Here is a 13,317-nt window from a genome sequence, read left to right on the forward strand (position 1 = left end):
GGCGGGAGGTGGGGCGGGTGGGTGTGAGGATCGGGGCATGCGTGCTGTGGTGTTCGAGCAGTTCGGGGTACGGCCGGAGGTCCGGGAGGTGGGCGACCCGGCGCCGGCGCCGGACGGGGTGGTCGTCCGGGTCGGCGCGACCGGCCTGTGCCGCAGCGACTGGCACGGCTGGCAGGGCCACGACCCGGACATCCGCCTGCCGCACGTGCCGGGGCACGAGTTCGCCGGTGTCGTCGTGGCCGCCGGCGCGGACGTCCGCGGCTGGCGGCCCGGCGACCGGGTGACAGCGCCGTTCGTCTGCGCGTGCGGGCGGTGCCCGTCCTGCCTGGCCGGCGACCAGCAGGTCTGCGAGCGGCAGACCCAGCCGGGCTTCACCGGGTGGGGCTCGTTCGCCGACCTGGTCGCGGTACGGCACGCCGACGTCAACCTGGTCCGGCTGCCGGACGAGCTGGACGAGGCGGCCGCTGCCGCGCTCGGCTGCCGGTTCGCCACCGCGTTCCGGGCCGTCGTCGCGCAGGGCCGGGTCGCGGCGGGCGAGTGGGTGGCCGTGCACGGCTGCGGCGGCGTCGGCCTGTCCGCGGTCATGGTGGCGGCGGCGAGCGGGGCGCGGGTGGTGGCGGTGGACGTGTCGTCCGGCGCGCTGGAGCTGGCCCGCCGCAGCGGCGCCGCGGTCTGCGTGGACGCGAGCGCGCTCGGCGGTCCCGCCGAGGTGGCCGCCGCGATCCGGGAGGCCACCGGCGGGGGCGCCCACCTGTCGCTGGACGCGCTCGGCAGTCACGCCACCTGCGTGGCGTCGATCGAGGGCCTGCGCCGGCGCGGCCGGCACGTGCAGGTCGGGCTGCTGCCCGCCGCGCAGGGCCGGCCCGCGCTGCCGATGGACCTGGTGATCGCGTACGAGCTGGAGCTGCGCGGCAGCCACGGCATGCCGGCGCACGCGTACCCGGAGATGCTGCGGCTGGTCACCGCCGGGGTGCTGCGCCCGGCCGAGCTGGTCACCCGCACCATCGACCTCGACGCCGCGCCTGACGCGCTGGCCACGATGGACCGGCCGGCCACCGCCGGGATGTGCCTGATCCGGCCCTGAGACGAGCACGGGCCGGCCCGGCGCCGGGAGACCCGGCGCGGACCGGCCCGCGAGGCCGTCCGGTCAGTCGGTGACGGTCACCGTGACGGTACGGGGCGGCTGCTGGTACTGCCCCCGGTTGTCCATGCCGCGGATCGTCACCGTGTACGTGCCGGCCGGGATCACCGGCGACGTGTACGCGAAGTTCGACCCCGGCGACCCCGGGCTGGTGAGGAACGTGGCGATCCACGGCCAGCTGGTCGGCGCGCCCGCCCGGCCGAACGTGCCGGCCGAGTTCATGCCCTGCCCGGCGCTGTTGCCGATCTGCACCTCGACCTTCTGCATCCCGCCGTCGTCCACGGCCCGGCCGGTGATCACGATCCGGCCACCGGTGTACGCCTGACCCTCGACCGGCGTGATGCTCGGCTCCAGCGTCGGGTCGGTGTCACCCGGGTAGACCAGGTAGCGGGCGGTGGCGCCGCTGGTCGAGTTGTCCTGCTGACCGGCGGTGTCCACGGCCCACGCCTCCACGCTGTACGTGCCGCGCGTGGGCAGGTCGATCGAGAGCGTGAACGCGGTGCTGGTCGCGCCGGGCGCGGCGAGCGTCGCGTCGACTGTGGCGAACGCGGCGGCCATGGTGCCGTTGGGCTGCACGTACCGGCCGGTGTCCAGGTCACGCAGCGCGATCCGGACCGCCCGCACGCCCTTGTCGTCGGTCGCCGTACCGGTCAGGTCCAGGTGCAGCTGGTCGACGTCCTGGTTGGTGCCGGTGAAGCTGAGCAGCCCGTTCGGGAAGGCGTCGCCGGGCACCTGGGCGGTGACTGTGAGCCGGCCCATGTTGGTGCTGGACGTGGTCAGGCCGAGCTTGTCGGTCGCCCGTACCCGGAAGTCGTAGACGCCCGGGGTGAGCGGCACCGTGGTGAACGACCAGTCGAACGTCGCGGCGTCGAGGTTGGTCGGGGAGATCCGGTGGTAGCCGGCGACCGAGTCGGCGCCCCACGTACCGTCGCTGGCGAGCGCCTCGCGGGTGGTGTTGTTGCGCAGGTAGATCTCGACCGACTTCAGGGCGTCGTCGTCGCTCGCCGTACCGGCGAACGTGACCGCGCCACCGGGCGCGACGGTGAACGGCGCCGGGTTGCCCGGCGGGGTCATCGCCACCGGCGAGGTGATCGCTACTGTCGGCGGTACGCCGTTGGCCGAGACGGTCCAGTCGCGGGTGTCGCCACGCAGGTCGCTCTGCCCGGTCGTGTCGACAGCGGTGGCGGTCATCTTCCACTGTCCCTCGACCGGCAGCGTGACCTCGTACTGCCAGGTGGTGGACGTCGCGCCGATCACGTCCGGCTCGCCGCGGAAGGTGTTGTAGACGGCGGCGACGGTGCCGTCGTCCTGGAGGTACCGGTTGTCGGGCGTGCGGAACGAGTAGATGAGCGAGTTGACGCCCTTGTCGTCGGTGGCGGTGCCGGAGGCCACGAAGGTCTGCGTGGCGAGCAGGCCGGCCGACGGCGAGCTGATCCGGGTCGACGGCGGCAGGTCGTCGAAGCGGAACGTCTCGATCTTCTTGACCGCCTTGGTGGTGTCGCCGGCCCCCTTGCGGTCGAACGTCTTCGCCTGCAACTGGTAGACGCCGGCCGGCAGCGTCACCGGCAGGCTCCACGTGGTGGAGGTGGCGTTCGGCGCGGCGACAGTCGTGTTGATCGCCTTGAACGCGCCCCAGGTGGTCAGGTCGGCCTGGAGGTACTTGCCGCTGTTGCGGTCCTGGATCTCCAGCTGGACCCGCGCCACGCCGGCCGGGGCGAGCGCCTGGCCGCTGATCGTGAACGACTCGCCGGCCGGCTTCACCGCGCCCTCGATCGGCGTCGTGACGGTGGTGTCCAGCGCCGCGGGCGCGGGCTGCTTGGAGAGGTCGAAGAAGGCCACCCGGCCGGTGGTCTTGCCGCCCTTGACGTTGCCGTCACCGCCGACGAGCAGGCCGCGCGAGGTGGCGAGCATCGCCTTCTCGCCCTCGTACGAGTTGGAGCCGGGGTTCCACTCCAGCGCGGTGCCGGTGAGCGGGTCCAGCGCGCCGAGGTGGTCGCGGCGGACCACCTGGTCGCCGAGGCCGTAGCCGCTGAGCCCCTGGCCGGTGCCGTATCCGACGTTGTCCAGGCCGGGCCACGGCACGTTCGACGTGGGCGACTCCTGCCAGCTGAAGTGGCCGCCGACGTAGACGGCGGTGTCGGTGATCGCGACCGAGTAGATGCTGTCGAAGTGCCGGGAGATCCAGAGCGGCTCGACGTTGTCGTTTCCGGTCAGCGGGTACGCGATGGCGGTGTCGTTGATCGGCGGCCGGTCGCCGCCGGAGCCGCTGGTGACCACGAAGTACGAGTCGTCCGGCGCGATGTCACCGGCGAAGACGCGCTGGATGCCGCCGACGAAGGAGAGGTTGTCCTCCCACAGCCGGGTGCGCCACGGCAGCAGCGCCTTGGTGGCCGTACCGATGAGCGCCACGCCGTAGCGGTCCTGGCCGGCGATCTGGCGGCCGGTGTGCACGACCAGCAGCTTGCTGCGGTCGTGGGTGAGCTTGAGCTGCTGCACGGTGAGCATGCCGCCGACGCCGATGCCGCCGGTGACCGGCAGGTTGAAGCCGGTGTCGACGGCGCCGGTGGTGGGGTTGAGCGCGGCCAGGCCGCTGCGGCTGACGCCGTTGACGGTGGCGAACTGGCCGCCGACGTAGACGGCGTTGGCGCTGACGGCCAGCGCGGTGGCCCGCGCGTTCGCGGTGGCGGTGAACGCGGCGACCGGTGCGCCGGTGGTCGGGTTCAGCCGGGCGATCTTGCGCTTGGTGACGCCGTTGACGGTGTTGAACGCGCCGGCGATGTAGAGCGACTTGCCGTCCGGCGACGCCTCCACCGCGGCGACCGCGCCGTCGATGACCGGCTTGAACCCGGTGTCCACCTTGCCGGTGTCCAGGTTGTACGACGCCAGGGACCGCTGCGTGATCGCGGACCCGCCGACGTTCGCGATCGAGGTGAACGTGCCGGCGATGAAGACGCGGTTGCCGATCACTTCGATGTCGACGATCTCGCCGTTGGTGATCCGCGGCGTGTCGGTGCGGGGGGTGGTCGGCATCAGCCGGGTGTCCCCGGGGGTGACCAGCGCACGGGTCGCCGTGGTGCGCGCGGCGCCGAGTGCGGCGCTGCTTCCCGTCGCCTGTGCGCCGGTGTGGCCGGCCACGCCGGCGTCCCGCACGGTGACGGTGGCGGCGAGCGCCGGCACTCCCGCCACCACGACCGCGCCGGCGACGACGACCGTCACCGCGCGAAGCCAAACTCGCATCGAGACAACTCTCCCTGTCCGCCGGGACGGCCCCCTCGGGTGATTCCCGAGTCCCCTCCGTCCGCGTGCCGGACGCCACCGTAGGAGGCAAAGACTTCTCGCGATACGTGCCGCACCGGTAATCGACCGGTCGCCATCAATTCCGGCCACACCGGCAGGGCGCCTCCACCGATCGGGTCACCGGCTGTCACCGTCCGGCCGTGCGCGCCGTCCGGTCCGGGACGTGCGGCCTTACACAGCGGACCCAGGGGTGGGTCAGTCGCCCCGTACCCGGGGGTGGCGGTGGTCGGTCAGCCGCAGGCCGACGCCGCGTACCGCCGCGATGGTGACACCGGTGCCCAGTTCGTCGAGCTTACGGCGCAACCGCTTGACCAGGGACTGCACGTCGGCCCGGCCGTGCGTCGGCGCGTCGTGCCAGACCGCGTGGTGCAGCTCGGCGTAGCTCCACACCCGTACCGGCTCGACGGTCAGGCAGGTCAGCAGGTCGCGTTCCAGCCGGGTCAGGGCGGTCTCCCGGTTGCCCCACCGGGCGGTCGACCGGGCCGCGTCGATCACCAGCGCGCCGTCCGGCGCGGGCTTGTCCCGGGGTACGGGTGCAGCCGGCGCGACGGCCGGGGCAGGTGCGTGCGCCGAGGCCGGCGCATCCGTGATCAACTCGCGCAGCTCGTCCAGATCGGCGACCATCAGAAGGGGCGCGACGCCGTCCAGCAGCTCGGTCAGCCGCAGCCGTTCGGCCGGGGACGACGTCACCCCGATGACGAGCGAGAAGGGGCGCTCCGACGGGTCGGTGCCGGAGTTCGCCGCGTTCGTGCCGTCAGTCGTCACCGCGCCCCACCGTGACAAAAACTGTCAACAGGCCGTCCGATCCGGGGGCCTGTTGGTGACATGTTGCTCACGTACGGTCATTGATCGTTCCTTGCTGTCGATCATAGTGTCCACTCAGGCGTCCGGCGCAGACCCGCACGGCGCCTAGGGGGCCTGGGGGGTTCTTTTCACACCGGTGTAGCAGTCGGGAGAGCACGTCTCCTGGCCCTTCTGCCATGGCTCGATCATCAGCGGGTCATCGGAGGAGGAGGCAGCACCGATGCTGAGACGTCCACACAGATGGGGCCCGGCCCGGCGGCTGGTGAGCGCGGGCGCCGCCCTGGTGCTCGCCGCCACCGCGCTGGCCGCGACCGGCACTGCGGCACAGGCCGAGACGGGCGCGGGCGCGGCGGCCGGCGACAAGATCCGTCCCGAGCTCACCCGCCAGCTCCAGGGCAAGAGCGAGGGCGACTTCTGGATCCACTTCGGCGCCAAGGCGGACCTGAGCAAGGCCGCCTCGATCAAGGACTGGAACGAGCGCGGCGCCGCCGTCGCGGCGGCGCTGAAGAAGACAGCCGCCGACAGCCAGTCGAAGATCCGCGCCGAGCTGGACCGCTCGGGCACGAAGTACCAGACCTTCTGGGCGACGAACGCCATCAAGGTCACCGACGGCTCGCTGACCATGGCGCAGAACTTCGCCGCCCACTCCGAGGTGGACGGCCTGTACGCGCCGGTGGAGTACAAGCTGCCGGAGACCACCCCCGGCACCGACGAGAAGTCGGCGAACGCCCTGGAGTGGGGCATCGCCAACATCAACGCCGACGACGTCTGGTCCCAGTACGGCGTCAAGGGCGCCGGGATCACGGTGGCGAGCATCGACAGCGGCGTCCAGTTCAACCACCCGGCGCTGGTGAACGCCTACCGGGGCAACAACGGTGACGGCACCTTCGACCACGACTACAACTGGTTCGACGCCGCAGGCGAGTGCGCCACCGCGCCGTGCGACTCCGACGGCCACGGCACGCACACCATGGGCACCATGGCCGGCGCCGACGGGGCCAACCAGATCGGTGTCGCCCCCGAGGTCAAGTGGATCGCCGCGAACGGGTGCTGCCCGTCCGACGCCGCGCTGATCTCCTCCGGCCAGTGGATGCTGGAGCCCACCGACCTCAACGGGCAGAACCCGGACGCCAGCAAGCGGCCGAACATCATCAACAACTCGTGGGGCACCACGGCGCCGTCGAACGAGCCGTTCATGGAGGACGTCACGAACGCGTGGACCGCCTCCGGCATCTTCGGCGTCTGGTCCAACGGCAACAACGGCCCGTCCTGCCAGACCAGCGGCTCACCGGGCAGCCTGGCGAGCAACTACTCGGCCGGCGCGTACGACGTCAACAACAACATCGCCAGCTTCTCGTCCCGGGGTACCGGGCAGAACGGCGAGATCAAGCCGAACATCTCGGCGCCTGGTGTGAACGTGCGCTCCAGCGTGCCGACCAACTCGTACGCCAGCATCAGCGGCACCTCGATGGCGGCGCCGCACCTGGCCGGCGCGATCGCGCTGCTCTGGTCGGCGGCGCCCACGCTGGTCGGCGACATCACGGCGACCCGCGCGCTGCTCAACGACACGGCGATCGACAAGGGCGACTCGCAGTGCGGCGGCACCACCGACGACAACAACGTCTACGGTGAGGGCCGCCTGGACGCGCTCGCGCTGCTCGCCGCCGCCCCCATCGGCGACAACGGCACGCTGGCCGGCAAGGTCACCGACGCCGCCACCGGGGCCGGGATCGCCGGCGCGACTGTCACCCTCTCCGGGGCGGCCGATCGCACGCTGACCACCGGCGCGGACGGGACGTACTCCTCGCTCCTGCCGGCCGGCGACTACCAGGTGGTCGTCTCGGCGTTCGGGTACGCGACCCGCACCCTGCCGGCGACGATCACCGCGAACACGACGACCACGCTCGACGTGGCGCTCACCGCGGTAGCGAGCGTCACGGTCAGCGGGCAGGTCACCGACGGGTCCGGGCACGGCTGGCCGCTGTACGCGAAGGTGAGCGTCGAGGGCACGCCGATCTCCGACTACACGACGCCGACGACCGGCCGCTACAGCCTGTCGCTGCCGTCCGGGGCGACGTACCGGCTCAAGGTCGAGCCGCAGTACGCCGGCTACCTGACCACCACCAAGGAGGTCACCGTCGGCACGGGCAACGTGACCGCCAACATCGCGGTGCAGGCGAACCCGGAGGCGTGCACCACCGCCCCCGGCTACACCGTCAGCTCCGACGGCGAGTACGAGACGTTCGACGGCACCGGTGTCCCGGACGGCTGGACCGTGGTGGACAACGCCGGCACCGGCCAGGTCTGGGAGTTCACCGACGCCGGTGAGCGCGGCAACCTGACCGGCGGCAGCGGCAACTTCGCCATCATCGACAGCGACAACTACGGCAGCGGCGGGCGGCAGGACACGTCGCTGGTCAGCCCGGTGGTCGACCTGACCGGTGTGACCGCTCCGGTGATCCGGTTCAACCAGGACTACAACTGGCTCAACAGCGACCGCGCAGACGTGGACCTGAGCCTGGACGGCGGCACCACGTGGAGCAACGTGCTCCGGCAGGCGGCCGACGTCCGCGGCCCGCGGGTGACCGAGGTGCCGATCCCGCAGGCGGCCGGCCAGTCGCAGGTGCAGGTGCGCTTCCACTACTACGAGGCGAGCTGGGAATGGTGGTGGCAGGTCGACAACGTCCTCATCGGCAGCAAGCTCGTCTGCAAGCCGGTCAAGGGCGGCCTGGTGCTCGGCCACGTCCGCGACAAGAACGACAACAGCTACGTCAACGGCGCCACGGTGACCAGCAAGGACCGCCCGGCGGAGAAGGCCACCACAGTCGCCACGCCGGACGACACCGAGCTGCCCGACGGCTTCTACTGGATGTTCTCGTCGCTGACCGGGACGCACCCGTTCACCGCCGGTGCCGGCAACTACGTGAGCCAGACCAAGCAGGTGGCGGTCGAGGAGGACTGGGCCACAGCGGCCAACTTCCAGCTCGCCGCCGGCCGGCTGTCGGTGAAGCCGACCTCGATCACCGGCACGGTCCGGATGCCCAGCGGGAAGGTCAGCAAGACGTTCACCGTCACGAACACCGGCGGGGCCCCGGTCACCGCCGAGTTCAGTGAGCGCGACGGCGGGTTCGTGCTGCAACGGGCCGACGGCTCCCGGCTGTCCGAGCAGGCGCTGCTCGGCTCCACCGGCGCACCGGTCCAGCGGCTGACCGCCGCCACGTCGTTCGCGGCCCGCTCGTCGGGCAAGTCGTCGAACGCGATCGCCGCCGCCGCACCGCAGGCGGACCCCTGGACCACCATCCCGGGCTACCCGGCGAACGTGATGGACAACCGGGTCGTCAACGTCGACGGCACCGTCTACTCCATCGCCGGTGGCGACGGCACCGCGTCGAGCGCCAAGAACTACCGGTACGACCCGATCACCCAGGCGTGGACCGGCATCGCCGACCTGCCCGGGGCACGTAACGCCATGACGGTCGGCGTGCTCGACGGCAAGATCATCGCCACCGGTGGCTGGGGTGCCGCCGGACCGGACGCCGCCACCTTCTCGTACGACCCGGCGGCGAACACCTGGACCCGGAAGGCCGACAACCCGGCGCCGCGCGCGGCGGCCGGCCAGGCGGTCGCGGGCGGCAAGCTGTACGCGATCGGCGGCTGCACCACAGCGAGCTGCACGCCGATGGCCAACTCGGTGGTCCGGTACGACCCGGGCGCCGACGCCTGGGAGACGCTGCCGGCGTACCCGAAGTCGGTGGCGTTCCTGTCCTGCGGCGGGATCGACGGCACCGTCTACTGCACCGGTGGCAACGACGGCACCACGTCGCAGAAGGTCGGTTACGCCTTCGACCCGGCCGCAGGCGCCTGGACCGCCATCCCGGACGCGCCGGCCGACAGCTGGGCCTCCTCGTACGCGGTGGCGAACGGCAAGCTGCTGGTCGTCGGCGGGTCGCAGGGCGGCGCCATCACCAACGCCGGCTTCGCGTTCGACCCGGCGACCAACTCGTGGGCCAACCTGCCCAACGCCAACGCCCCCCGCTACCGGGGTGGCGCGGCCTGCGGGTTCTACAAGATCGGCGGTTCGTCGGGCGGCTTCACGGCCACCAAGGACAGCGAGGTCCTGCCCGGCTTCGGCGAGTGCGCCGAGGGCGCGGCCGACGTGAGCTGGCTGACCGTCGACAAGTCGAAGGTCACGCTGGCGCCGGGTGAGAAGGTCACCGTCACGGTCGGCATGGCCGCGAACGTCGACCAGCCCGGCACGTACTCGGCCTCCGTGGTGATCAAGGAGAACACCCCGTACACGGTGGAGCCGGTGGCGGTGACGATGATCGCGCAGCCGCCGACCACCTGGGGCAAGCTGTCCGGCACGGTCTCCGGCAAGAGCTGCCAGGGCGCCACCGCGCCGCTGGCGGGCGTGACCGTGCAGGTCGACTCCTGGGCGAACTCGTACACCTTCACCACCGACGCCCAGGGCCGGTACGCCTACTGGATGGACCGGCGCAACAACCCGCTGACGCTGATCGTCGCGAAGGACGGCTGGAAGCCCCAGACGCGCCAGACGAGGATCAACAGCAGCACGCCCACGGTTGAGGACTTCACCCTCTCCCCCACCCGCTGCTGACCCCAGCGGCTGACGAGGACGGCCCGCCCGGCACACCCGCCGGGCGGGCCGCCCCCTTTCCCCGGCGATCTTGCACTCGCGGCCCCGGCAAGGCAGACAAAAGCCCCACCCGAGGGGCCGTAACTGCAAGATCAACGGCGAAACCGGGCGGGGTCAAGGGTTACGGGGTGAGGCGGAAGCCTACGCCTCGGACGGCGTGGATCATGGCGGGGGCGTCCAGGCGGCCCAGCTTGCGGCGGAGGCGGCGTACCACGGAGTGCATGTCCGAGCCCCGCCCGAGATGGTCGTTGCCCCAGACGGCGCGGTGCAGCCGTGCGTACGTCCACACCTGGCCGGGCGTACCGGTGAGGCAGACGAGCAGGTCGTGCTCCAGCGGCGTCAACCCGATCTCCCGCTCCCGCCAGCGCAGCACCCGCCGGTCGGAGTCGACGGCCAGTTCCCGCCCGGGTGGCTCGGCCGGCGCCTCGTCACTCGCGGGCGGGTGCGGCGCCGGGGCCAGCGCGGGCCGGCGTACCAGGTCGAGGAAGCGGCGGGCCTGATGGGCGCTGGACACGATCAGGAACGACTCGGTGCCGCCGAGCAGTTGGGCGAGCTGCCGGCGCTCGGCCGACGAGGACGCGATGCCGATGACCAAGGACGGGAGCCCTGTCATCCGTTCCCACCTTTCCGGCAGGCCGAACCACAACGCCGGGCGGTCGCCAGGCACGACGATGCGGAGGCACCTGGCTTGCGGAGTTCGACCCGAGGGGTGCGGGAGCTGCGGTTTCGTGAGGCTTCGGGGTGAGCTACCGGGATCATATAGCCGAGCACCGATGATTGGTATAGCAGTTAACGTCGATGTAACTGCCAGCAACAAGGTGTTCGAGGCAAGTTGCGCCGGCGCACGCGTACCGATGAGAGCCGGGGCGTACGGCGGTCCAATGCGTGTGATCACCCACATGCTCTGCCTGGCCGACGGGACGCCGACCCGCGCGGACATCGCGGCCCGCTGCGCCGAACTGGCCGAGGCGCTGCGTGGCCGCGACCGGGGCGTGGTGGTGTGCGACGTGTCCGCGGTGACCGCGCCCGACCTGGTCACGGTCGAGGTGCTGGCACGGATCCGCCTGACCGCGCGGCGGTTCGGCTGGCGGCTGGAGGTACGCGGCGCGGGCGACGACCTACGCGAGCTCGCCGGCCTGCTCGGGCTGGCCGGTGCCCTCCTCGAGCCGGTCCGGCAGCCCGAACAGCGGGAACAGGCGCTCGACGTCGAGGAAGTTGTTGAGCGACGTGATCCGGCCGCCGGAGACGCCGATCACGATCAGCGCCCAGGGCACGTGGCCTGAGCCGTCGGGGTCGCGCCGGTAGTGCCCGAACGCCGGCATCCCGTTGGCGGCGGTCGGCACCAGGCGGGAGCCGCGGCAGCCGCTGCCGGTGCCGGCCATCCACGCCGCGATGTGCTCGGGACCGCGCAGCCACAGCGGCAGCGGCGGCATCGACAGCGTCGCGTCCTCGTGCAGCAGCGCGGTGAGCGCCGCCAGGTCGTACGCCTCGAAGGCCCGCACGTAACGGGCGAGCAGCGCCTGCTGCTCGCTGTCGAGCGGCCGGCGCACCTCGGCCTCGGTGTCGGCCGAAGCGAGCGTGGCGCGCGCCCGTTGCAGCGCGCTGTTGACGCTCGCCACCGACGTGTCGAGCAGGTCGGCGACCTCCTGGGCCGACCAGGCCAGCACCTCGCGCAGGATCAGCACGGCCCGCTGCTTCGGCGGCAGGTGCTGCAACGCCGCGACGAACGCCAGCCGGACCGACTCCCGGCCGGCGACCACCTCGGCCGGATCGGCGACCTCGGGCAGCACCCGGTCGTCGGGCGCCGGGCCGAGCCAGATCTGCTCCGGGCGCGGCTCGCCGGGGTGGGTGGCGGTGCCGACGCCGGCCGGACCGAGGTCCATCGGCCGGATCCGGCGCTGCGCGCTGGTGGACATGGTGAGGCAGACGTTCGTCGCGATCCGGTAGAGCCAGGTCCGCAGCGCGGACCGCCCCTCGAACTTGTCGAAATTACGCCAGGCCCGGACGAACGTGTCCTGCACCGCGTCCTCGGCCTCGAAGGCCGAACCCAGCATCCGGTAGCAGTAGCCGGTCAGCTCCGACCGGTACGCCTCGAGTTGCGCCTCGACGGGGACGCTCGCCACCTCGCTCACCCCGCCGAAACTAGCCCACATGCTGCGTCAATGCGAGCACGTTCGAGCCCGCACCGATGAGTCGGTGCCGCCCGGCCGGTCTGACAGCCGTCAGGTCACCACGTCCGAGGAGCACCGATGACCACAGCGCAGCGCGACGAGACCCACGCCCCGGGGCGGTACGCCGACGTCAACGGCGTCCACCTCTACCACGAGACGCACGGCGAGGGCCGGCCGATGATCCTGCTGCACGGCGGCCTCTGCTCGGGCGAGATGTTCGCCCCGATCCTGCCCGCGCTCACCGCGAGGCACCGGGTGATCCTGGTGGACCTCCAGGGGCACGGCCGCACCGCCGACGTGGACCGGCCGCTCGACATGGCGCTGATGGCCGACGACGTGGCCGCGCTGATCGACCACCTCGGGCTGGACCGGCCGGACGTGGTCGGCTTCTCCCTCGGCGGCGGTGTCGCCCTGCACACCGGTTTCCGGCACCCGGAGAAGGTCGGCCGCCTGGTCGCCGCGTCCGCGCACATCCGCCGCGACGCCGTCTACCCGGAACTGCTGGCGCAGCAGGGCCAGGTCGGCGCCGCGGCGGCCGAGTACATGAAGGACACCCCGATGTACGAGCTGTACCAGCGGGTCGCGCCCCGTCCGGAGGACTTCCCCCGGCTGCTCGACAAGATCGGTGAGGCGATGCGGAAGGACTTCGACCTCACGGAGCAGGTACGTGCCCTGCGGGTGCCGACGCTCGTGGTGGCCGCCGACGCCGACATGGCCCCGCCGAGCCACTTCGTCGAGGTGTTCGGGCTGCTCGACGGCGGCCGGCGCGACGGCGGCTGGACGGGCGAGGGCCGCCCGGCGGGCGGGCACGCGCTGGCGATCCTGCCCGGCCTGACCCACTACGACATCGACCAGTCGCCGCTGTTCGCCGCGGTCACCCTGGCCTTTCTCGACCGGGGCCGCTGACCCGCGCGCGTGTGCCGCGTCCCGTACCGGGGTACCGCTTGCACAGGAGCACCGGTGAGGAGGACGAGATGACCGACCCCAGGTACGCACCGATCGGGCTGGCCGCCGCCGGACGGCTGGTCCCCGACGACGGACAGGCCGACGGCGGTGAGGTCGTCGGCGCCGACGACGCGGCTGCCGACGCCGCCCGGGCCGGCGCCGACGTGGACCTGTCCCGGGCCGACCGGGACAGCGACGGCACCCCGGTGGGTGCCGCCGACGCCGAGGCCGACCGCCGCCGCGCGGCCGGCGAGTGACGCTCTCCGCCCCGCCACCCGTGCGACGGTGGCGGGGCGGAGCCG

General features: G+C 72.3%; 8 protein-coding genes and 1 pseudogene. 5 read left to right on the forward strand and 4 right to left on the reverse strand.

The window, feature by feature from the left end; genetic code table 11:
- The first annotated feature begins 37 nt into the window (after nucleotides 1–37).
- Nucleotides 38–1,084, forward strand: coding sequence for a zinc-dependent alcohol dehydrogenase family protein (locus tag IF06_RS0111115; protein WP_030270767.1), 1,047 nt, complete (start codon nucleotides 38–40; stop codon nucleotides 1,082–1,084).
- A 63-nt stretch (nucleotides 1,085–1,147) separates the two neighbouring features.
- Here the strand turns inward: IF06_RS0111115 and IF06_RS0111120 are convergent, their stop codons facing one another.
- Both IF06_RS0111120 and IF06_RS0111125 read right to left on the reverse strand, forming a co-directional pair.
- A complete protein-coding gene (locus IF06_RS0111120) occupies nucleotides 1,148–4,378 on the reverse strand; it encodes an Ig-like domain-containing protein (RefSeq protein WP_030270773.1) in 3,231 nt (1,076 codons plus the stop codon).
- A gap of 255 nt (nucleotides 4,379–4,633) precedes the next feature.
- Nucleotides 4,634–5,203, reverse strand: a complete 570-nt coding sequence (locus tag IF06_RS0111125) for a winged helix-turn-helix domain-containing protein (protein ID WP_013285208.1) — start codon at nucleotides 5,201–5,203, stop codon at nucleotides 4,634–4,636.
- A gap of 259 nt (nucleotides 5,204–5,462) precedes the next feature.
- On the opposite strand from IF06_RS0111125, the gene IF06_RS0111130 reads away from it, so the two are divergent.
- Entirely contained in the window at nucleotides 5,463–9,860 is a 4,398-nt protein-coding gene (locus tag IF06_RS0111130; RefSeq protein ID WP_013285207.1) for a S8 family serine peptidase, read from the forward strand.
- 160 nt (nucleotides 9,861–10,020) lie between these two features.
- Here the strand turns inward: IF06_RS0111130 and IF06_RS0111135 are convergent, their stop codons facing one another.
- A complete protein-coding gene (locus IF06_RS0111135) occupies nucleotides 10,021–10,512 on the reverse strand; it encodes a winged helix-turn-helix domain-containing protein (RefSeq protein ID WP_013285206.1) in 492 nt (163 codons plus the stop codon).
- Nucleotides 10,513–10,798: 286 nt separating this feature from the next.
- Between IF06_RS0111135 and IF06_RS34945 the strand changes: the two are divergent.
- A pseudogene (locus IF06_RS34945) lies at nucleotides 10,799–10,987 on the forward strand (hypothetical protein); the annotation flags it as partial.
- 30 nt (nucleotides 10,988–11,017) lie between these two features.
- On the opposite strand, the gene IF06_RS0111145 reads toward IF06_RS34945, so the two are convergent.
- Nucleotides 11,018–12,052, reverse strand: a complete 1,035-nt coding sequence (locus IF06_RS0111145; protein ID WP_013285205.1) for a sigma-70 family RNA polymerase sigma factor — start codon at nucleotides 12,050–12,052, stop codon at nucleotides 11,018–11,020.
- 96 nt (nucleotides 12,053–12,148) lie between these two features.
- On the opposite strand from IF06_RS0111145, the gene IF06_RS0111150 reads away from it, so the two are divergent.
- Together IF06_RS0111150 and IF06_RS0111155 are read left to right on the forward strand one after the other, a co-directional pair.
- A complete protein-coding gene (locus IF06_RS0111150; RefSeq protein WP_030270779.1) occupies nucleotides 12,149–12,976 on the forward strand; it encodes an alpha/beta fold hydrolase in 828 nt (275 codons plus the stop codon).
- Between the two features lie 68 nt (nucleotides 12,977–13,044).
- Nucleotides 13,045–13,272 (forward strand): hypothetical protein, encoded by a 228-nt coding sequence (locus tag IF06_RS0111155; protein WP_030270782.1) that lies wholly within the window; start codon nucleotides 13,045–13,047, stop codon nucleotides 13,270–13,272.
- Nucleotides 13,273–13,317 lie beyond the last annotated feature (45 nt).

The sequence above is a fragment of the Micromonospora globosa genome (assembly GCF_000717585.1).
GTDB classification, from domain to species: Bacteria; Actinomycetota; Actinomycetes; order Mycobacteriales; family Micromonosporaceae; genus Micromonospora; species Micromonospora aurantiaca.